Genomic DNA, 21,764 nt, shown 5'->3' on the forward strand with positions numbered 1-21,764 from the left:
GATTTACTCAACCCCTTCTCCGCTGAACCACAGGGCCTGCGGCGAGCCTTCGACGTCCACGCAGTAATTGTCCGCAGCCTCGGCCCCGAGATAGCGGGGCTGGGCGACCTGCGAGAAAATGATGCCCTTGTCGTAAAGCGAGCAACTCTTTTCGATGGTGATCCTGGGCACGCAGGCGGACCGCACGCGCACGCCGTCCTTCACGCTGCGCGACACCAGGTCGAGCGCGAGCGGCTTGACATCGCCGCTGGCAAGTTTTGGCGCCTGGTCGATGAACCGGTTCCGGTAATACAGCGTTTCCGTGGCGCCGCGGATGGAGACGCCGACCGTGTTGCCCCGGATTTCGTTGCCCAGGGAGGACATGGTCGCCACCGGCAGGACCGGATCCTTCTCGAAATTCCGGAATTCACTGGCGTCCGCGGACCGCAGATTGTCGATATAGGCTTCGATGCCGGCGGCCCGGTTGCCGGCGACGATGTTATCGGCGACATGCACGTCCCAGGAATTGCGGACCTTTATGCCGGCCCGGCGGTTTTCGCCGAAATAGTTGCTGTCCACCAGGACGCACGGGCTTTCCATCGCGGCAAAGCCGTCGCCCTTGTTGTGGCTGGCATCGTTGGCGAACACAATCGTGCCGTAGCTCAAGCGGTCGAGCATGATGCCCGAGCCCTTGTTCTCGAAGGAGAGATTGCCGACGATGTAGCTGTCGTCTACCTCGCGCGAGATGATGATGCCGTGTTTCTTCTGCGTACCGTAGGCCGTGTTGTAGGCCATCATCAGATTGTAGGACCAGTCGTGCGGATCCAGCCCGTAGATCACACCGTTGACCAGTTCATTGCCCACAACAACCACGTCCTCGGCCTCGTAGGTGTAGAAGCCGTAATAGAGGTTGTCCAAGGAGTTGTTGATGAAGGTTCCGGTCGGCGGTTCGGTGTGCAGGCGCTTGGATTTCTCGTCGGCCGGCCCCGCCGACAGCGACAGCCCGTAAGTACGCCCGCCTGCGTACCCCAGCGCGACAAAGCGGGACGACGTCGCATAGGTGTGGCTGTTGCCCCAGCTCAACAGGAACGGCCGGAATTTCGGCGTTTTACCGCCGTCTTCGACATAACTCGGCTGTCTGGTTTTCTCGTCAAAGGACGAGACCGTGACACCGTCGATGTAAAGATCGCCGCTGTTGACGAGAAAGGCGCCCTTGTTGGTGTTGAACCGGAATTCCTTGATGTCCAGACCGCTCAGGACAAGGGTGGCGCCTTCATTGACGGCAAGGGGAACGTTCAACGTCACGATGCCGTTGTCGTAGCTGATCGCATCCGGGTCGTTCGCCTGGATCTGCGACACCAGTTCGCTGGCGGTAACGGTGCCCTGCGTGATGAAAATGATGCGCGGCGTGGACGTGCCCGCGTTCAGGAACACATATTCGCGCGCGCCAAGATTGATCAGTCCGTCATAGTGTTCGGACGAGAACCGCACCAGGCGCGTCGCCCGCGTTTCGCCGCGCCTGGCAACGCTTGCCAGCGCACCGTCCAGCGACCGCTTCCGCACAACAGGCAGGTGCGACGTCACTGTTTCCGGTCCGACCAGAAGGTTCGGCATGAACGGCACACGGGTTTCCGGAAAGCTGCCCTCGGCACTAGTCTTCATGGTCAGGCGTCCGTCACCGGCAATGCCATAGGCTCCGAACCCGGGCATGACAGGTCCAGGCGCGCCGTCCCGTATTGCGCTGTTGAGCCACCCCTTGCGGTCAAGCACATCGGCCCGGGCGATGGCGAGCCGGCGGAACGCCTCGACTCGAGTCCGGTAATCGACGATTGCCTTCAGCCCATCGGTGGCGCTTGTCGCGCCATTGAAAACCGCCCAGGCCTCGCTGAGGCCGCGCGTCTCGCTGTCGGTTCGGGCGACCGAAGAGTTCAGACGGTCCCCCTTAGAGGCCAGATACCGCGCATAACGCACAAGGCTCTGCCCGCTTGGCACCGCCTCTTCGTCAACGGCTCCGATGGAAGCGCCCAAAAGGTCCTTAATGTTGGACGGTTTCAGGGACGGCCGCAGCGCGCCGACGGCGGTCGCGACTTTTTCACCTTCCGCATCGGTTGCATCGAATGCCGGGTTTGCCGTTACGCCCAGGGCCACCACCTGCCGCAGCACCGGGTCGGTTTCGCCGGCGACAAAACCTGCAAGCAGGGCACGCCGGCCCTTGTAGGACCAAAGCTGATCGGCCACCTGTTTCAGGAGTTCGAAATCTTCCGGCGGCGCCTCACCGGCCTCACCTGTCGGCATATCGCCATTGATCAGGGCCACCGCGGCCGCAAGCGCGGCATCGGCATCGGCCGGAAGCGCGAGCGGACTTGCTGCGAGCGGCTGGTCGACCGGCCCGGCAAAGGCACCCCGGATCGCGGCGCGCAGCTTCGCGCGCGCACCCAATTGCTGCGTGCCGGGAAGCGCGGTCACGACACGATCGACAAGTGCGCCGTCCGTTACCGTTTCAAGTGCCGCAAAAAGCGCGCGTTTCCGGTCATCTTCCAGAACCGCCTTGCCGCCGGCGACAGCGGCAGCGATGTCTTCCGCGAGCACGGCGACATAGGCGGCGTAGCCGTGATCGGCGAATTGCTCGATCAGTGCCAGATAGAGCGGTAACGCGTCCTGCGGTTCGAAAGGCAGGTTGGTCAGCTTCTGGTAGGCCAGCAGTGGATACCCAGCAGAAATATCGGCTTCGAGCGACTGTTTCAGCAAGGTATTGCGCGCGTCGGCGTCTGGCTGCGCCGCAAAGACCAGTTCAAAGGCCACGAGGTCAGCGGACGCGGTGGCCCTTTCGGCCAGGTCCCTCGCGTCGGCGGACAGCTTCGCACCCTTGAGGTTTTCGGTTCCGTGGATCCACGCTTCGACGGTGATCCGGCGCGTTTGCGGCACCTTGTCGAGAAAGCCGGTCAAGTAAGCCGGGTCGAGCCGGTCGAAGGCAAGCTGTGCCAGAGCGACCTTTTCGGCCCGCGGTGCGTTGGTCACCATCTCGCCCAGGGCCCGCAAGACATCCGGGTCTTTCAGGAGTTTCGCCTTTTCCGACGCAAGCGTGACCAGAGCCTGCCGTTGGTCCGGATCCTCGATCAGGCTGAAATAATAGGGCACAAAGTCGGAGAAGGTTTCGACAGCTAGATCGTCCAGACCGTCCCGCGAGAAGCGTTCGGCCAGGGCAATGACAAGCTCCGCGGCCTCGACATCCTCCAGGTAATCGAGGATCAGCGCATAGCTGACCTTCAGACGCTCGATCTTGTCATCGGCAAAGAGTGCCCCTTCAGAAGCTACCAGAGCGGCGAGCGCCGCCTTGCCGGCCGCATCGGCCGTCAGATGGTTGGCCAGAAGGTCCGCATGGATCGTCACCGCGGCCACCGACAATTCGCCTTCCAGCCCGACGCCGGCAAGCAGCGACGCCCGCTCAAGGCTTTCAATCCGGGCAACTTCCCTGAAAATCTCGAAATAGCCGTCGAAGGTGCGCAGCACGGGATCCGCCTGCAAGGCCTTCCAGCGCTCGATCGCCACCTCGGCACCGAAGGTCAGGCTGTCGATTGTGACTTCCTTCTCGGTAGGAGCCAGCTGACGACGGCCGGGCAGAAGTTCGAATTCCGTCAGCTCCTGCGCAACCGCCATGCCCGCGGGACCGACCGGCAGGCTATCGGGCAGCGTAAGGGCACCTGCCGCAAAGGTCCAGCTAACCAGAAGAGCCCGATATGCAATCGACATAGCCATGGGACAGTTGTTCCTCAAAACACTCTTGCTCAGCTTCCGAACCGGTACGGCCACAGGCTGCGGTTTTCCCAGAAGGGCTCGGTGAACTCGACGGTAAGCGCCTCGCTTTCAGGCACCTCCATGTCATCCGGGAGCTGGATTTCAATTTCCGCCAGGATGGTTCCGGTCTCATCAGACATAAGCCGGCTGCTGTTGGCGTATTTTCCGTATGAGCCCGGGATCGTCAGCGACGTTCCGGACGCGACGAAGGTGACGGTCACCAGCGGCGCCTGCAGCGCGGCGACAATGTCTTCCGGTCTGACAAAGACCGCGAGATAGGGCCTGGCGTCTTCCCTGGACACCCGCGCCAGCGGCTGGCCCTTGCGAACGAAATCGCCATCCTGAACCGCGACGCTGGACACGACGCCTTCCGACGTCGCCTCGAGAAACTTGGCAAAGCCCCTTGGGGTCTGAAGCGCGGCGAACATCTCACCTGTCTCCAAGCTGCCTTCGCTCTTCAGATAGGTCACCTCACCCGTCGTATGCGCTTCCAGGGTCGCGCCCGGAAAAGCGATATAGGCGAGCGGCGCGGTGATGGTTGCGCTTTTCTGGATCAGAAGGAACGAGATCAGCACGATCATGGCGATGGCAACGAGACCGAGCGCCGCGATCTTGCCGAGTTGAACGACCCGGAAACGCCCGAACCCGCCAGACTCGGCTGGCTCGTCGTTGAAACCGTCGGCATAGGAGCTTGCCGCCCCGATCCCCCACTTCAGAACGCTGGCGATGCGGTTGAGCTCGGCCCTCGGTCCGGTGAACACAAGCCGCATGCGGTCGTCCGAACGCTCAGCGCGGATCTGGGCACTGCCCTTCCAGACGGCATCCGGCCTGTGCACCTCGATATCGGCGCGGCCCTGATAGCCGATCAGGCCGGGCTCAAGCGGCACGACAAGCGCGCCGGCGGCGACGTCGAACAAGGGCAGACGCACACCGTCGATATCAATGGCTGTCTGCGAACCAAAGTCCATTCAGAAAGACCCTTTCCGTTCAGGCGAACCTGGACGTTGCCACGTCCAGTTCGATTTTGGCGACTTGCGGAAACCAGTCTTCGATCGCGTGGTCGAAGTCCGGCTCGTTGCGCACATAGGTGAATTCGGCATTGCCAGTGATGTTGCGCAGCGTCACGATCTGGCCTTCGCGGAAGGACACCGGCACGCCGGGCTGGAACCGCTTGAACGCGCCATCCTCGCTGTATTCCGCAGCCCCGTGGCCGTGGATCATCCAGACTTCGCGCTCCGCGCCCGCCACCCGGTAGGTGATCGGAACCTGCTTCTTTAGCGTGACAGCGCAGACCTGGCTGCTGTCGAAGGTCCGGTCGATGCTGACGGTCCCCCAGCTGCGAGTGCTGCTGCGGGTGAATTTCACCTGTTTGGCGTTGCTGGCCTTCAGCGTTTTAACGATGTCCTTGACCCGTTGCGACTGGTGGCGTGGCAGGATGACCACCGCGTCCTCGCTGTCGATCACGACCATGTCGTCGACATGGCCCAGCACAACCTTGCGGCCGGCCTGGGCATGCACGAAGCAATTGCGAGTTTCGTTCAGAAGAGCGTCGCCAACCGTGACGTTCCGTCTTTCATCCATGTCCTTGTGGCTGATCTCCCAAAGCGCTGACAAAGACCCGATATCGGCCCACTCGATGTCGTTGCACGGAACCACGGCAACGCAATCGCTTTTTTCCATGACCGCAATGTCGATCGGCACGTCATGGGGGCATTTGGCAAAGTCTTCAGCGGACGGAATGTGAACAACGTGGTTGCTGAATGTCCGGTCTTCGCCGCGATCAATCGCGGCGTTTGCGGCCTGGAAGGTTTCCGGCGCATGGCGTTTCAGCTCCGCCGCCAAGACGGACACCTTGAACAGGAAGATGCCGGCGTTCCAGAGATAGCCGGCGGAGACAAACTGTTCTGCACGTTCCCGGTCCGGTTTTTCCAGGAAGCCGCCCGGCTGCTCGACCAGGGCACCGATTTCAACGCCGTTGAGCATGTAGGGTTCGGACGGGCGAATATAGCCGAAGCCGGTCTCCGGCTCGGTCGGAACAATGCCGAAAGTGACGATCTTGCCGTCTTCGGCAAGCGGAATGGAGCGTTCGACCGCCGACACGAAGTTCTCCGGATTGCCGACCACATGATCGGCGGGCATAGCGAGGACCAGGGCGTCCGGGTCGGATTTGGCAAGTTTGAGCGCCACGGCGGCGAGCGCCGCTGCAGTGCCGCGCTGCATAGGCTCCAGGACGATCCCGTCATAGGCATTGCCGGCTTCTTCCGATTGGGCGTTGACCAGTTCGACAAAGGACTGCGCGGTCAGGAACCACGGATTTGCAAAGATCGGATGTTCCACACGCGCCAACGTGTTCTGAAAGAGGCTCTTTTCGTTAGTGAGACACAGAAACTGTTTCGGCATGTTGCTTCGGGAAAGCGGCCACAGACGATTGCCCGTCCCACCGATCATGATGGCGGGAATGATATGTCTCGAATTCGCAATCTCATCCATGGTCCAGTCTCCATTCAAAAATCGAGTTCAGTAGCCCCTGAAATCAACGCCCTTACCGCCACGGAGCCATGTCAAACACGGCGTAGACGGGTTGCCCGATGGTTGTCGGATCAAGTTCTTTTCCGGCTTCGACAACCACTTCGAGCTGCGTGGCCGTGTATTCGCTCACTTTCGGAACGGTCAGGATCCGAACGCCTTCGACCTGACTTCCATCAAGATAAGTCAATGAAATATTAGGATTTTTGGAAATCGCTTCCAGCTTTCGAAACGGAATTCGCAACGACACATGCGGGCGTGAATCCTTGGGAACCAGGTTGAAGATCTGGGTTCCAGCCCGGCCGAAATAGGAGGCCAGCGGCCTGGACTGTGCCAGGACGTAACAGTCGCAAGGCGCGATGATGTCGATCACCCTGTTGCCGTCGTGATCAGCCGTGTCGAGGGTGACGGTTGCCAGCTTCTGACCCGGGCTCACTTCGCTGGGCAGGTCCTGGATCTCGACCACGCCATCCCTCGGCTGGTACACGGTGACAACATCCGAGGACACGCTCGCCGAGATCGCCTCGAAGGTGAACAGGCGCTTGTAGACAACGTCGAACAGGAACAGGAACGCGACGACACCGACAATCGCGAAGATGGCAAGGCCGAAGAGCCGGCCGGCAAGTTCACCAGCTTCGGAGGATGGTGCCGCGGCGACGACCGGCGACTTGATGCTTTCTGTTTCGGACATGTCTTTTCCCAACACGTAAATTTTGGAATCCTGCTGCGCCACCCGGCCGGCCAGGTAGAGGTCTGCAAAGTCGGACAGGGGCGCGGTCTTGTCAGCGTCCTCGAGGAGCTGCAATCCGGCCCGCCGCTCCTCGGGGTCGGTCCAGACCACGCGGGCCTTCAGCGGCAGCTGCAGCACCGATCCGTTGGTCTCCAGAAGAACGGTGACCATCGGCGTTGCATTCACCTCAAGCGGTGTTGCCAGGTCCGTCAGGCCAAGACCGGCGCTAGACCAGTCGCAGACGGTGACTTCCTGATCGTCGATGCGGGCCCGCATCGGAATTTTGTATCGCGGAAACTGCCGGTCCGGCCGTTTGGATTTCGCCACGGCACTCATGAAAAAGTCCTTTCCGAAACGCGTGGCAGGCGCGGCGGCGGCTCCGACGGCGCGTAAGTGTGCATGTTGGACAAGAGCACCAGCACCGAGATGAACACCAGCATCGCGACGGTGTTGACCAGGTGCGACGACCACACCTTGAACCGGGCCTCAAAGGCGCTGTCAGTTTTCTTCAGCGCGGTCTTCTGACGGGTCCACTTCTGCCGGTCGAGGCGGAAGAAGATAATCACCTTCACCAGCGAACCGAAGATCTGGTTGAAGTAGAGCAGCGGAATATAGACTAGGTTGATCGACGGCCTGACGGTCAGGAAGGTGAGCGCCAGCAGGTAGCGCGAAACCACCACCCAGAGCGCATAGAAGACCAGCGTCCAGGGCGTGATGAAGGCTGTGCCCAGGAGGGCCAGCGTCACGCCGGAGAGACTGGTCCACATGGATATGCGCTGGTCCAGGACCGACCACCAGGTAAAGGAACCGATCCGGAAAGGGCCGAGCTGCAGGGCACGCGAGTTGGTGCGCAGCATGTTTCCGAACCAGCGCGTCATCAGGACGTAGGCGGATTTCAGGAAACTCGGATGGGGCGGCTGCTCGATGGTCTCCACCTGCACATCCGGCACGTAATACATCTTGTAGCCGTTCTTCAGCAGCCAGAACCAGCTCGACTTGTCGTCGCCCGTCAGCATCTTGATGCGGCCAAGACGCCAATGGTGGATGTAGTCGTTCTGGACGTGGTCGATGAATTCGGGGCTGCAAGCCACCTCGGCGCGGAACATCGACATACGGCCCGTCAGCGTCAGCACCCTCTTGGCGAGGCCGTGCGAGGACATCAGGATCTGCCGCTGCGCGAAACGCATGGAGTACCACTGCTTGAAGATCTCCACCCCTTCGACGGTGCAGACCTCATCCGTGGTCAGTGCCCCGAGCTGGGGATCAATCTGGAATAGGCACGCGCATTTGCGGACCAAGTCGGGCGGGATGATGCTGTCGCCGTCGATGACCGAGACCGTGTCGTCCCGGGCCGGGTTATACGCGGCTATGGCTCGGAAGCCGTGCGCAAGCGCGTCCCGTTTTCCGGTGCCGGGAATTCGTACGATTTCGAGCGTGAACGGGAGACCTTTTTCGTACATGACCTCGGCAAGACGCCGGATGAGGCGCTCGTCGCCAAGTTCCACGATCGAACACACCACCGTCGCGCCCGCCGGCGCGGCGGCGGCGGCAATGAACGCGCCCCGGTACACCTTTGTGGTCGTTGGCGCGTCGATGCGGAAACTGGTGATCAGGAAAAAGGCATGCCCGTAGCCTTCGGTTTCGGCCGTCCGTTCCGCAAGCTTGCGCGTGCGCGGGAAACTAACGAGCCGGAACCAGAGGCTTCTGACCAGATGAAACAGTCCCCAAGACCAGCGCCACATGCCTATCACGCCGACCAGGAGAATAACATTCCGTGATTTTTCGTCAAAGGCGATGTCCGGCAAAAGCGCTGCGCACAGTGCGATTGCCAGGACAAAGATGGCGTGGGTCAGAATGGCGATCATATCAATTTACCAGACAAGACCTTCGTAGTGGACACTTGCCGATGCCTCGATCGGCAACCGGACGAGATCGACAATGCTCGCACCGCCCCGGGTATTCTTGAGGGCCTCGCGAATCTGGTCGTTCTTGATGCCGATTATGATCGTGTCCACTTCGGACGTGATCTCATCCGCGGAGCTCTTGATGAAGTCCGCCAGGTGCGGGATGAAATTACGGCCGCCATCGTCGATTGCGGACACGTTCGGATCGTAGATCGACAGCTTGTAGCCCTTGCTCATCAGGCGCTCTGCGAGCAGGATCAGCGGGCTTTCCCTTAGGTCATCCGTATCGGGCTTGAAGGTCAGGCCGAACATGCCGACCTTCCGGGCGCCGCCGCGATTGACCAAGCGGAAGGCTCGTTCCAGCTGGTATTCATTGGCTTCGACCGCGGCATCCAGCACCGGCGTCGAGATGTTGTGGACCTTGCCGAAGTGGCGCAGTGCACGGAGATCCTTCGGCAGGCATGAACCGCCATAGGCGAAACCCGGCTTCATGTAAGCCCGGGAGATGTTCAGCCGCGTATCCGCACAAAGGACATCCATGACGACATGGCTGTCGATGCCCACGGACTTGCACAGGTTGCCGATCTCGTTGGAGAAGGAGATCTTGACGGCGTGCCAGCAGTTGTTGGTGTATTTGACGATCTCAGCGCTGCGGATCGGAATGACGTGAGGCTTGACCGGGATTTGCCCGCACAAGGTCTTGAGCGCGTCAACTGAAGACTCATCGTCCTCATACTGCCCGAAGACAATGGCACCCGGCTCGTAGTAGTCGGAGATTGCCGTGCCTTCGCGCAGGAATTCCGGATAGTAGGCGAGCCCGATATCCTTGCCGACTTTCTTGCCGGAGCTTTTTTCAAGCGCAGGAATGACTTCGGCTTCCACGGTCCCCGGAAGAATTGTCGAACGCATCACGACGATGTGCCGGCCTTCCTTCTCGCGGATCGCTTCGCCGATCTGCTCAGAGACAAGCTTCACATAGCCGGTGTTCAGCGACCCGTCTTCCTGGCTCGGAGTGCCCGTGCAGCAGAACGAGACGTCGGTTTCAAGGACAGCCTTCTTGAAGTCACAGGTCGCTGACAGCATGCCGTTGTCAACGCCTGACTTGATCAGAGCAGACAGGCCTGGCTCATAGATCGGAGAGTTACCCGCAAAAATTGCATCGATCTTGTAGCTGTCCGGATCGACCGCGACCACTTCAAAACCGTCCTTCACAAGACAGCCGGCAGATACGCAGCCCACATAGCCAGCACCGAAAATGCTTACCTTCAACTTCTTCTCGTTCATTTCCGAAACTCCATATTTCAAGTCGGACTGGTGGCCACCGCTTCAGGACCCTTCTATAAACTACTGTTTTAAGCGCAGTTTCCCGTTCACAGCCGAAGAACAGCTGTGCTGGATTGCTCCTGTTGCTTCACTTAATCTATGTGCACTGCACTTTGTGCATCGCAAAAGCAATTAATGAGAAGTTAAAGGGACAATAAGAATTTGCGTCAAGTCGAAATTTTCTTGCCATTGTTACGGAAAGCAAAAAAAATAGTCAGTTGACCGCACAACAATCACGCAGCCAACACGTGCGCTGTTGCGAAGTAATTTCACCTGCTTAATTTGCCGTCATCCCAAATGGCCAGAAGTCGTCGTTTCCCTGCAATTTAATGAAAATTTGAACAACCTGTTGTTTCACCGGAGAACTGAATAACTTTGCGTCATTTTTTATTAACTCTACGGAAATTTCGTGTCACAAAAATTTTCAAAGCCGCCTTCAGACTGCCAAACAGCAGCTCACTCGCCCTGGCAAAACCGCATTAAATCGAATTTCAGATGCCCTTGGCTCCGCAAAATTTCTGCCTGACCAGACGGAAATCGGCGAGACGGGAACCGGTCTATGCAAACTCAGGGGGCCGAGCGGAGCAAGGCAGTCCCCTATATCTGCGCATCAGACACCTTGAAACAGGCAAACCCAGGCAGCTCGGCACGCCGGGGTTCTTCTAAAACGACAGGATGTCAGGCGGCATCGTAACGCTAACCGGACATCGATCAAAATGTGGGATCTGGCAACATGACCAGATTTACCCGTGATCCTCTTTATCGTCGCCACCGTTTTCCAGCGGAGGTGATTTCCCATGCCGTTTGGCTTTACTTCAGGTTTCCGCTCAGCCTGCGGATGGTCGAGGATCTGCTGGCAGTGCGTGGCGTCATCGTCTCTCATCAAACCGTACGCCTCTTGGCTGAGAAATTCGGCCGGCACTTTGCCAATGATATCCGGAAGCGATCTGCCTGCAAGCTCGTTGATAAATGGCATCCTGATGAGGTTGTCATCACCATCGGTGGAAAGAAACACTGGCTTTGGCGCGCCGTTGATCAGGACGGCTTTGTTCTCAACGTGTCGGTGCAAAGCCGCCGGAATAGCAAGGCGGCAAAGCGCCTGAAAGCCCAAGGCCGGTCGCCTCTTATTATGATCACCGACAAGCTGCGTTCCCATGGGGCGGCGAAACGAGAGATCATGCCAAGCGTCGAGCATCGTTCACACAAAGGACTGAAGAATCGGGCGGAGAACTCCCATCAGCCCGCCAGAAGACGGGAGAGGATCATTAAGCGTTTCAAATCAGCGCGACAACTTCAGCGTTTCGTTTCCATCCACGAACCGATCAGCAACCTTTTTCATATTCCCCGCCACGATATTCCATCTGCTCACCATCGAGAACTGAGAGTAGCAGTCTTGAATACTTGGCGTGACGTCGCTCGCCTTCAAACTGCCTGATCCCAGAAAATATCACTCTTCCTTGGCATTGGCACGTCAAGTTTACGATGCCGGTCAGGCTGTTTCAGATGCCGAGCTGCTGAAGTCGCAGGGCAGCTGAAAAACTGGTTTCGCTGAATTTCACTTTCTGCCGCATGCCCGAGTATCTTTCAAAGTCAGCGGGATCTTTCATCGCCTTTTCCATGGCTTGCTGAAGACGCCGGAATCCATTGAAACACTTCAGACTGTCAGGGGAGCCGTTGACCTGGTGCAGCCTCGCGATTGCCGCCAGTGGGCGCAGGGCATAAAGGTGGTATTCTAGGGCCTTCGAACCGCGGCGCAACTCGCCGGGCAGCAGGCCGTTGGCGTCCACCTGACAGGACCCGATCTCGAAACTCCTGCGGCCCCAGGCCTTCAGGTCCTGATCTTCGAGGACACCCCCAATCGCAATCACCGAAAGGCCGGCCCAATATCTATGATTGTTGGTGCGGGACTTGGGACCTAGGCGCATGGCATAAGCCTCGATCGTGCTGTCGGCGATCTTGCGCAGCCAGGCATCATATTTCGCGCGGCGCTCTGAACTCAGTTTGACTTTCTTCGAGGCTTCATGCAACGCGAGCACAGTCTCGGCGACCCAACGGTCCCGGCTCAGGACAGCATCGGCGGTTTGCATGTCAGTCAGGGCATTTGCCTGAGCCCAGTTGTCCAGGCTTTTCAAGACACATTCCGCCCGCGCCTCTACGACTGCGGCCTCGTCGGACTTGGCATAAGCGATATTGGTGAGCAACCGGACCGAATTTCGGATCGGCTGAACCTGCGCCTTGCGCTTTTTGTGTGCCGCAGGGTCGATGGTCGAGCGCGAACTGTCGCCCTGGTCATATTTCGAATAGGTTGCTAGCTCGGCAGGCGGTGCGGCCGCTGTCAGACATCCCGGCAACGACACGCGGTTTTTCGGAAAAGGGCTTTTCTGAAGCTCAAGCGCATTGCCACCGAAAAGCGAGGCGAGCCTCGTACCGACAGCGGCAGGGGCTCGCAAGGTTTCCGGGGTGGCAAATGTGGCTGGGAACAAGGCGTGTTGCGCATTGATGCGATTACCTAAACGCGATGCTGGGTTCTGATCCCTTAGGCGTGAGCTTTCAAAACGGCCAAGGCCAGCGTTGTGCTGGTCGCTCTGAAGCAATGTCGCGAGCTGGATGGGCTTTCCAGAACCTTTCAGTGAAACAGTGGCGCTGTCTTCTGCAAAGACGTGTGTGCTCAAGAAAATTGGCATCAACACATTAACAATTAGTAATCGCTCTAAAACGGATTTCATTCGCTCGCTCCGCGCTTTGACAATGCGGAAGCTAGCGAGGAATATGAAAGACCAGATTGAGGGAAAATCTCAAATTTTAAGTATCAGCCGTTTTCTGGATGAATCTCAGAAAAATATAGAGCGCAGGTAACGATCCAATCTTGAACTGGTTTGAAAGGATTGCCATTTGTGGACAGCCCCAGTTTTGCAAGAGTTTTCTTCCGTTATTGCGATCATGTTGCGAGCGGTCTTTTGTCCGGCCTGTTTTCGCGGCACGGTATTGCCAAGTTGTTTGACCCCGGCGTTTCGGTTATCGAGACGACATGAGATTGCCGAGCACTTTCCCCCGTCTGAAAGGGTTTCGTTTTCCGCGTGGAGTTGCCGCCTACGCAATCTGGGCCTATCATCGGTTTGCTCTGAGCACGGCCGGTGTGGAAGACCTTCTTGCTGAACGCGGTGTTATCGTGAGCATGGAAACGGTTCGTCTCTGGATCAACCGCTTTGGCCGACATTTTGCCGACTGCATTCGCAGAGACCGGCCCAAGCCGAACGATAAGTGGCATATGGATGAGGCCGTCATTACGATCAGTGGAAAGAAATTCTGGCTCTGGCGGGCCATTGACGCCGATGGTGAGGTACTCGACATTCTGGTTCAAGCTCGCCGCAACACCAAGGCTGCCAAGCGGTTTTTCTCCAGACTGGTCAATCAATTCGGTGAACCGCGTGTCGTCGTGACGGACAAGCTGCGCAGCTACATAAAGCCGATACAAACTCTGGCCCCGATGCTGATCATCGAGCCCACAAGGGCCTGAATAACAGAATTGAAAACGCACACCGCCAGACCAGGAAGCGAGAGAAGATCATGGGGCGGTTCAAATCGCCCAGCCAAGCACAGCGTTTCCTGTCAGCCCACGATCAGATAAACGCCATCTTTCGTCCCCGCCGATACAAACTCTCAGCCCGCTCCTGGCGACACGCCAGCGCAGATGCCTTCTGCCTGTGGTCCGACTACACTGCAGAAATGACCGTTTGAAAAAGCAGGGACCGCGCCGCCTTGCATCCAATGACAAACAACTTGGCAACACCCCTGAAACATGTCAGCCAGGCGGACCTCAAAGACATTTGTGACAGACTCAGCGACACGCCGCGAAAGTGCCTCGCATGGAAAACGCCAGCGGAAGTCTTCAAGCAGAAAATGCTGGAGACTTGAGAGACAGCCCCCTACCCTGAAACCCACAGAAGTCGCACTTCAACTATCGCTCACAGTTCGGACCAATTCATTGGGGGATGATCAAACGCCCAGAATCTAGCGTTTGCGTGTCACCCGCCACAGGACGGAGGCGGCGATAACCAATGCAATCGCGAAAGGAGCCAAGTGAAACGGAGACTGTGCGAAATGACTGATGACGTCACTGAGCTGCAGAGCCGAATGCTGTCCCACATGGGCAAAGGCTGGGGAAGATAGAGCCAGTGTGCCAGCAGCACCGATCAAGGCGGATGTGGGAGTTTTCATTGTGGTGTCTCCGTTTCAAGGCGTTTGTTCAGAAGGGTCAAAAGGTCGATATCGTCCCGGTTTGTCAGCGAGACGTAAGTGAATGTCATGGTTTCCCGGCTCTGGACCATCGATCCAGGAAACGGCATATAGGCCAATTCGCGGGATGCGAAGGCTGGCGAGGCGGTGCCTATCTGCCAATGGCTGACGATCTTGGCGTCGACCAGATGTTGGGTCAGGCCGTCCTCACCTTCGAGTTGAAATGGAATGCTAGCCAGCCTTAGATAACTGGTCTTGTCTTCGGCTGCTCGAAAGCCGTCGATGAAACTCGCTGCCAGCGTCTGCAGTTCGTCTGTTCGCTCTTTCGGAGATGTGCCATGAACATGGGAATGCAGGTGGTCTGGTCCCGGGTGATTGTGCCCGTGCAAGTGATTTTTGCCATGGCTGTGATCATGAGCATGTTGGTGCCCGTGATCATGCCGGTGTTCATTGTTATGTGGGTTTTTGACGTGTCTCATTGCAGTTACACCACATCCGGGCCAGCTGGGATGGTGACTGGCTTGTCAATGATCCCCTTATGAGATCCCATCTTACCGTGTGACACGAGTGTGCCGAGCACATCGACAATCACCCGGGTCGCCAGAAGGGCGGTGATGTCGGAACAGTCATAGGGGGGCGAGACCTCGACGACCTCAAGTCCGCAAATGCCTTCCTTGGCCACCAGAGACACCAGCTCGAGTGCTTCACGGGGCAAAAATCCGCCGGGCTCAGGCCAGCCGGTACCAGGCACAAAGCCGCAATCGACGCTGTCGATGTCAAATGAAATATAGACTGCGTCGGCATCTTTCCAGGCCAGTTCTAAAGCCCGGGCTGCGGTTTCGGCAAGGCCCAACTCTTCCACATCCCGCATGGTGAAAATGTTGGTGTTGCGTTGGCGTGCGATCTCGACGCCCTCGCGTGGCACCTGCCAGCCGCCAATGCCGACCTGCACCAGGTTGACGGCAGGTACATTGGCCAGATCGGTGGCATGGAACCAGGGCGTCGTGTGCATGCGCTCATCCAGATCCTTTTCCTGGATGTCTATGTGGCGGTCAAAATGAACGATGCCGATGCGTTTTGATGTGCATTGGGCAATGCCGCGCACACAAGGGAAGCCAATTGAGTGATCTCCGCCAATCATGATCGGTAGGGCACCTGAGGACACCACATGGCTGACTGCCCGAGTGATTTGATCGAATGTCTTTTCGATGTTGGCTGGGATCGTGAATACGTCGCCAACATCGCAAAGTGTCATTTGCTCGCGCAAGTCAACGCCCATCTCATAGTTATAGGGCGTGTAAAGGGCTGAGATTTTGCGCACGCCCTGTGGGCCGAAGCGCGTTCCCGGTCGGTAGGTTGTCCCGCCATCAAACGGAATGCCCATGACGGCAGCATCATAGGCACCCACCGCTGTAACGTCTTCGATATAGGGAGCTTTCAGGAAGGTGTTAATGCCTGCATAATGGGGCAGTTCTCCGCGCGCGAATGTCGGGATGGATTTATCATTGATGGAGTCTGCACCCGTCAGCCCCATGCGCAAGGCCCATTGCTTTTCCTTTTCCCAGGCCTTTGAAGGCAAAAGAGCTTCCTTTTCAGCTGATTTCCATCCGCGAAGCTGTAACTTATCAAAATCTGGATGGTGCTGTCGGCTCTGGTCTGGTTTGGAAATGCAGCCAGCGGCGCGGTGCCTGGTCGAGGGACCATTCGGGTCGAAGATACTCATGGAGCGCTCCTCAGAAAATTGTATCAGTGTTTTAGATATGTGGTGGAGTTGGACGGCTCAATTACGAAAGGGAAGTCATGCGCTTCCTGAGTGATTGGGCCATTATTTGACTTCAGCGGAAGATCGTAAGTGACTGTTGCGCCATAGGCTTCGGGTGCGTGAGGATCATGTCGGATTTTGTCGAAAACGAGTAGCCGTGTTCCCAGTTTGAAGGCCTCGTGAATGTCATGGGTGACCATGAAAATGGTCATGTTCATCTCGTTCCAAAGCCCTATCAGCAGTTCGTGCATGTCAGCCCGGATCCCCGGATCAAGCGCTCCGAACGGCTCGTCGAGAAGCAGCACTTTCGGCTTCTTGACCAGCGCCTGGGCAATTGCGAGCCGTTGCTGCATCCCGCCAGACAGTTGTGACGGGTAGCGATCTGCAGCTTGAGTGAGGCCTATCCGTCCCAGCAAATCCCCAATGTTCTGCCGCGCTTTTTGACGTGCGGAGCCAAACAATCGCCCGGCAATAGGGGCCTGTTCGAACTCGGTTGACAGGATCAGGTTTTCGGCAACAGTCAAATGCGGGAAAACTGAATAGCGTTGAAACACGATCCCGCGATCCGGCGTCGGCTCGGTTGGCAACGGCATCCCGTCCAACAACAGTTGACCCCGACTGGGTTGTTCCTGTGATAGCAACATCCTCAAGAAGGTCGACTTGCCGCAGCCTGATGCCCCGACAATGGTACAGAAGGAGCCTGCCGCAACATCGAGTGAGACGTTCTCCAGAATTGGAATGCCGTCGTAACTCTTGAAAACGTTTTTTACGGACAGTTTTGGGAGATCAGTCAAATGCTATCTCCTTCCAGGTGGTGCCAGGAGAAAGCCCGTTTCGAAAAAAGCAAAAGCGCACGGTCGTTGAGAAACGCCAGCAAGGTTATCCATGCGACATAGGGCAAGATGATATCCATCGCCATGTAACGCCGTACAAGGAAAATGCGGTAGCCGAGCCCTTCGGTGGAGGCAATCGCTTCGGCCGAGACCAAGAAAATCCACGCCGGACACAGGCCAATTCTCAGCGCAGTTATCAGGGCGGGCAAAATGTTTGGAAGGATCACGCGCACGGTGATTTGCCATGTGGAGGCACCCAGCGTCTCTGCTTTCATAACCAGTTCGCGGGGAATGTCGATTGCGGACTGAGCGAGCGCCCGGATCATGATCGGGGCTATGCCAACGACGATCAATCCAACCTTGGCAGCCTCACCGAGACCAAGGGTGATGAACAGGATTGGTAGGACGGTGATCGGAGGAATCAGCGAGAATGCTGAGGTGAAAGGTGCAAAGAATGCTCTTGCATAGGGCAGAACACCCATCGCAACACCGACCATCAATGCTAGGAAGGTGGAAATGATGAGGCCATAGCCGAGACGCCATAGGCTGGCGGCAGTATCGCTCCACAACAGGTAATTACCATTGCGCTTGTCTGGTTCAAACGCCATTCGGGACATGGTAGACCACATGGTTTCGAATGCAGGCAGCAGTTTATCCGCCGGGTTTTCTGTCAGTCGTATTTGGCTTGCGATCGAATAGATCAGGATCAGTGCCACAAAGGGCAGCAGACCTAGAAAGATGGCGATGGGTCGGCTGGGTTTGTGATTGATCCACTTCATCACATAGCCATCCCGTTCAGGGTATCAGTGCCATTCGTCCGGGCTATTCCTGAAGCCTCTTGAAGGACTTGCCCTTCGATCCAGGGATGAGTGGAGATGAGCGCCATCCAGCTTTCCTTTCGTTTTTCACAAAGGGTAACTTCAAGCGACGCTCGCCAAAGCAAATCTGCGTGGCTCAGTTGGTCAAGTGCTTCATAAGGATCGATATCGGTATTGGCCGGGAGCCGCGGATTGACACGAATGCTCCAATTTCCCGAGGTCAGGAAAAGCCGACCGGAAACATCCTTCTGGAGGTTTTGCTCCGCGTCGGGCGTGGATTGTGGGCACCGGCTCCAGTGTTCGAGATAGTCTTCTGCGATGCCTCGCTCCAAAAGCAGGTCCGGATTGGTGAATGTCATCCGCCCGATATCAAGGGCCGTGCCGGGGTTGAGGTCCATGAGACGCAACCATGTACAGACGACCCCGTCGACTTTCGTTATTCCGAAGAATGCTTCTTGCCCGGCAATGAAGACGAGTTGGTCTCTACTACAGTCTTCAATATTCTGGATGCCGCTGAAATCCGGGCGGTCGAGCGGAATGCGCAAGTCTGCATGCCAAAGTGCCGTCTGCATCCAGAAAACGCGCACTGGCCGATCACTCGTCAGCGTTCCCTTGGAATAGCGCTCTAGCAGCGTGCGCTCCCATAAGCCGCGATAGGCACTTGGAACCGATTTCAAAGGCTCATTCATCTTGCGCTTCCAGATGGCGGGCGTATTGGCCGAATGAAGACAAAGCTTTGGCATCTTCGGGAAGAGTGACCTCCCCGCGTGCAAGTCGGTCTCGCAGATAGGCAAAGCTCTGCACAGTCTGGGAGAAAAGGTGATCACCTGCCCGAACAGGGTCGTAGTTCGCGGTTTGGCCATCACCGATGAGATCCGGTATTGGGGCTACGGTGGTGTGATAATCACAAGCGAAGAACAGCGGGAACGAATACCGTTCCTCTTTCACCTTCCGAACCCTATGAGATGTGGCGATAAAGGCACCGTTGGTCCAGATTTCCATCATGTCGCCAATGTTGACCACATAAGCGTCCGCAAGCAGCGGGACGTCTATCCACTCGCCATCGCCATTCATCACCTGCAGACCGGGTGCCGTTGGCAACAACAGGGTGAAGCACTCATAGTCTGTATGCGCACCAATACCCTGCGCATCCTCCGCGTCTGCGTCATAGGGATAATGCAGCAACCGCAGTTGGCTGGGTGGCTTGGTGACAAAGTCATCGAAAAAGGTCTCATCTTTCCCTAGCGCCAAAGCAAAGCCATGCAGGAGACGGCGACCAAGATCGAATACAGCTTCGTAATAGGCTGTTACATCTGTCCGAAATCCAGGAAGATCTGGCCATTGATTTGGACCGACCATCGGCGTTCCAGCTGTCACCAGAGGATCGTTGGAGGCAAGTTCCAGGCCTATGTCCAGCGCTTCCTTTCGGTCATGCTTACCGCCGACCATGACCTCCTCACCTTCTGGCACATAGCCACGGTGATTGATCGATTTACCAATATAGACGTCCATCTTGCGCTCAACAGGCTGTTCGAAGAACCGCTTGGTCTGCTCCAACAGGTCTTTGCGCAGATCCATCTCGACCTTGTGGCCGGTAACATAGAAAAAACCCACTTCACGCGCGGCCCTGCCGAGCGCTTCGGCAACCGCTCGGCGGTCTGTACTTTGATCCGAATATAGTCCGGAGACATCGATCACAGGCAGTTCGGTAAAGGCTGTCCGGGTGGAAGACATCATGTAACTCCATGGTCAGTGCTAATCGACAGCTCCGCCCAAATCGGGCGGAGCTTCTTCCACAGAGCTAGAGCGTGCCCTTCGCTGCCATTTCGACGAAGGCGTTGTTAAAGCGCAACTTAACATTATTCTCATCGCCGACGACGGAGCCATCTGGCAGAGCGACACCGACAAAATCTGCGCTTGGTGCGCCATCGCCAAGAATTCCATGCTCAAACAAGAACTCAGCAATGAATTTTGTCGTCGTCGCCAACTGATCGCTGGATGTGAAGGCGACAAGCTCTTCCGGCGAGTAAAACAAGGCGGTTGCAGCAAGTTGAGACTTATATCCTTCAAGATCGGTTCCGGATGCCGCAGCCATGGATTCAAGAGCAGCTTCACCTTCCGGTGTGCCGGATTTCATCAGTGCCAGCGTTTCGAACCAAGCGCCGACCAAGGCCTTGCCGAACGCAGGATTGTCGGCCAGCGTTTCTGTATTGACCATCATGATGTCGATGATTTCGCCTGGTATCTGCGATGAATCGAAGACCAGATTGCCGGGCTGGGATGCTAGAATTTCCGACAGCATGGGGTTCCAGGTCGCGACCGCAGTGATGTCATCTGTACCGTAGATCGCAACCATATCCGCATCGGACGTGTTGACAACGGTTACATCTTTTTCAGACAGGCCAACCGTTTCAAGGGCTCGCGCCAGGAAATAATGGGACACTGACAATTCAACGAGGTTGACGTTTTGCCCTTTGATTTCGGCAAGAGTCTTTCCGCTTTTCAGGATCAGTCCGTCATTTCCGTTGGAGTAATCTCCGGCAATCAAGGCTGTTGTATCAACGCCGCTGGCGGAGGGGATGGAAAGCGCGTCCATGTTGGTCATGGCGCAACCGTCATATGCGCCTGCAGTGTATTGATTGATGGACTCGATGTAGTCGTTTAGCTGCACAACCTCGACCGAAATGTCATATTTGTCGGCCCATTTTTTCATAATACCGCTGTCTTGGAGATAGCCCCAAGGCATCCAGCCGGCATAGATAGACCAGCAGACTTTGAAGTCCTTCTTTTGCTCTGCATGAGCTGCGGAAAATGACAGCGGCAATAGAAGCGCTGCGGTGAGGAGGGAAGCTTTGGCAATTGATTTCAGCATCTGTGCACGTCTCCTGTCTTGAGCCCCGGGAGATCCCGAGAGCATAAGTCATGAGGTTTTGCGCACGTCCGGGAGCAGGTTCGCGCGCGCAAACCTCGTGCAGTGGTCTCCCGGGCTTTTGTCCCGCCGTGTCACCGAGCGTATGAGGGCAATTGCCCGTAGCCGTCGGCTTGCACCTCTCGGTCCTGCATCATCAAAATGACCGGATCCCTAGGTGCGCTGCACGAGGTTTAAAAAGCAATACTCATGCCAGTTGGAGTAAATTGAACCTAAAACGGAAATTCTCTCAATAAAACAGTGTAATAGACGCAATTAAATTTCTATTTTTTCAATTTTGGTGTGATTGAGATTCGATTTGTACAAATTTTAAGCGTCGCAAGTAAATTCAATGCTGCGTTTTTGACCAATCAGGATCGAGTATCCATTTGATGCCCTGTTAGGTTGAAGGGCAGTCACATCGGCAGACCGTTTCGGGGAGACTTGGGTCGGACTTGGGCTTGATCGCGTTTCGGCCACAGAGATTGGCTGTCCATCCAATTTCCTTTGGTCTGTCATAAGGAACCGCCCGAAACGGCATGGCATCACTTATGCGGCCAGTCGAATTCATCTGCGGCCCAATGCACCAATTCCGGTTGAGAGCGCCTCCGCCATAGCCATTCTCCCATGGCGAGCCGGGTTCGATATAGGCGGATGGATGGAACCTAAGCCAACCCACCGACAAACCCGGACGCCTCGCATTCATGGTAGAGAGCCATCCGGCACTGGCCGCGACATCCGCGCTTGCGACAGGTTTCATCGCGCTCGATCTCGATCATCCAATGGAACATAAGGTCTGCCCGGGCCTGTAATTCAGAAGCCTTGCGGTGATGAACGTGGCTGCATGACCGGCAGATGAACTCGATCATCTGATCCGGGTCCAAATCACGGAGCTGGATTTCAGCTTTCCAGTTCACCAGAAATCCTCCGCACGTGGAATGCGGGTGTAG

At 56.9% G+C, this 21,764-nt stretch carries 17 protein-coding genes, 1 pseudogene and 1 riboswitch; of the genes and pseudogenes, 2 read left to right on the plus strand and 16 right to left on the minus strand.

The features are described from left to right. Positions 1 to 3: 3 nt before the first annotated feature. From V6575_RS21620 to V6575_RS21645, 6 genes are read right to left on the minus strand one after another with little or no spacing between them, the layout of a single operon-like run. Positions 4 to 3,735, minus strand: a complete 3,732-nt coding sequence (locus V6575_RS21620) for a right-handed parallel beta-helix repeat-containing protein (protein WP_340277399.1) — start codon at positions 3,733 to 3,735, stop codon at positions 4 to 6. Between the two features lie 29 nt (positions 3,736 to 3,764). Continuing rightward, the gene (locus tag V6575_RS21625; RefSeq protein ID WP_340277400.1) at positions 3,765 to 4,742 is read right to left on the minus strand and encodes an efflux RND transporter periplasmic adaptor subunit; all 978 of its coding nucleotides are present in this window, start codon (positions 4,740 to 4,742) and stop codon (positions 3,765 to 3,767) included. A 19-nt stretch (positions 4,743 to 4,761) separates the two neighbouring features. After that, a complete protein-coding gene (locus V6575_RS21630) occupies positions 4,762 to 6,264 on the minus strand; it encodes a mannose-1-phosphate guanylyltransferase (RefSeq protein ID WP_340277401.1) in 1,503 nt (500 codons plus the stop codon). Between the two features lie 52 nt (positions 6,265 to 6,316). Further along, on the minus strand, positions 6,317 to 7,366 hold the full coding sequence (locus tag V6575_RS21635) for a PilZ domain-containing protein (protein ID WP_340277402.1): 1,050 nt from the start codon (positions 7,364 to 7,366) through the stop codon (positions 6,317 to 6,319). Beyond that, positions 7,363 to 8,895, minus strand: a complete 1,533-nt coding sequence (locus tag V6575_RS21640; RefSeq protein WP_340277404.1) for a glycosyltransferase — start codon at positions 8,893 to 8,895, stop codon at positions 7,363 to 7,365. Before V6575_RS21640 ends, V6575_RS21635 begins: the two co-directional genes overlap by 4 nt. 6 nt (positions 8,896 to 8,901) lie before the next feature. Next, positions 8,902 to 10,218, minus strand: a complete 1,317-nt coding sequence (locus tag V6575_RS21645; protein ID WP_340277405.1) for a nucleotide sugar dehydrogenase — start codon at positions 10,216 to 10,218, stop codon at positions 8,902 to 8,904. Positions 10,219 to 10,990: 772 nt separating this feature from the next. On the opposite strand from V6575_RS21645, the gene V6575_RS21650 reads away from it, so the two are divergent. Beyond that, the gene (locus V6575_RS21650) at positions 10,991 to 11,692 is read left to right on the plus strand and encodes an IS6 family transposase (protein WP_340277406.1); all 702 of its coding nucleotides are present in this window, start codon (positions 10,991 to 10,993) and stop codon (positions 11,690 to 11,692) included. A 64-nt stretch (positions 11,693 to 11,756) separates the two neighbouring features. Here the strand turns inward: V6575_RS21650 and V6575_RS21655 are convergent, their stop codons facing one another. After that, positions 11,757 to 12,983, minus strand: coding sequence for an alginate lyase family protein (locus V6575_RS21655; RefSeq protein WP_340277407.1), 1,227 nt, complete (start codon positions 12,981 to 12,983; stop codon positions 11,757 to 11,759). 302 nt (positions 12,984 to 13,285) lie between these two features. On the opposite strand from V6575_RS21655, the pseudogene V6575_RS21660 reads away from it, so the two are divergent. After that, positions 13,286 to 13,995, plus strand: a pseudogene (locus tag V6575_RS21660) (IS6 family transposase). Between the two features lie 273 nt (positions 13,996 to 14,268). Here the strand turns inward: V6575_RS21660 and V6575_RS21665 are convergent. The 9 genes from V6575_RS21665 to V6575_RS21705 all read right to left on the minus strand — a co-directional run. After that, a complete protein-coding gene (locus V6575_RS21665) occupies positions 14,269 to 14,475 on the minus strand; it encodes a hypothetical protein (protein ID WP_340277408.1) in 207 nt (68 codons plus the stop codon). Then, positions 14,472 to 14,972 carry a hypothetical protein gene (locus V6575_RS21670; protein WP_340277409.1) on the minus strand — a complete coding sequence of 167 codons (501 nt, stop codon included), beginning with the start codon at positions 14,970 to 14,972 and terminating at the stop codon, positions 14,472 to 14,474. Before V6575_RS21670 ends, V6575_RS21665 begins: the two co-directional genes overlap by 4 nt. A gap of 5 nt (positions 14,973 to 14,977) precedes the next feature. Further along, entirely contained in the window at positions 14,978 to 16,216 is a 1,239-nt protein-coding gene (locus V6575_RS21675; RefSeq protein WP_340277410.1) for an agmatinase family protein, read from the minus strand. Between the two features lie 23 nt (positions 16,217 to 16,239). Next, positions 16,240 to 17,049: an ABC transporter ATP-binding protein gene (locus tag V6575_RS21680; protein WP_340277411.1), complete on the minus strand. Its 810-nt coding sequence runs from the start codon at positions 17,047 to 17,049 to the stop codon at positions 16,240 to 16,242. Further along, positions 17,046 to 17,867: an ABC transporter permease gene (locus V6575_RS21685; protein WP_340277413.1), complete on the minus strand. Its 822-nt coding sequence runs from the start codon at positions 17,865 to 17,867 to the stop codon at positions 17,046 to 17,048. Before V6575_RS21685 ends, V6575_RS21680 begins: the two co-directional genes overlap by 4 nt. Then, complete coding sequence (locus tag V6575_RS21690; RefSeq protein WP_340277414.1) at positions 17,867 to 18,595, minus strand: hypothetical protein; 729 nt, start codon at positions 18,593 to 18,595, stop codon at positions 17,867 to 17,869. The genes V6575_RS21685 and V6575_RS21690 overlap by 1 nt, the downstream gene beginning before the upstream one ends. Further along, positions 18,588 to 19,643 (minus strand): isopenicillin N synthase family dioxygenase, encoded by a 1,056-nt coding sequence (locus V6575_RS21695; RefSeq protein ID WP_340277415.1) that lies wholly within the window; start codon positions 19,641 to 19,643, stop codon positions 18,588 to 18,590. The genes V6575_RS21690 and V6575_RS21695 overlap by 8 nt, the downstream gene beginning before the upstream one ends. 64 nt (positions 19,644 to 19,707) lie before the next feature. Next, positions 19,708 to 20,778, minus strand: a complete 1,071-nt coding sequence (locus tag V6575_RS21700; protein ID WP_340277416.1) for a putative urea ABC transporter substrate-binding protein — start codon at positions 20,776 to 20,778, stop codon at positions 19,708 to 19,710. Positions 20,779 to 20,883: 105 nt separating this feature from the next. After that, positions 20,884 to 21,003: riboswitch (guanidine-I (ykkC/yxkD leader) on the minus strand. A 476-nt stretch (positions 21,004 to 21,479) separates the two neighbouring features. After that, positions 21,480 to 21,764: hypothetical protein (locus tag V6575_RS21705; protein ID WP_340277383.1), on the minus strand; the 285-nt coding region annotated here is incomplete at its 5' end.

Origin of the sequence: Roseibium algae, from assembly GCF_037783265.1 — a bacterium.
GTDB classification, from domain to species: domain Bacteria; phylum Pseudomonadota; class Alphaproteobacteria; order Rhizobiales; family Stappiaceae; genus Roseibium; species Roseibium algae.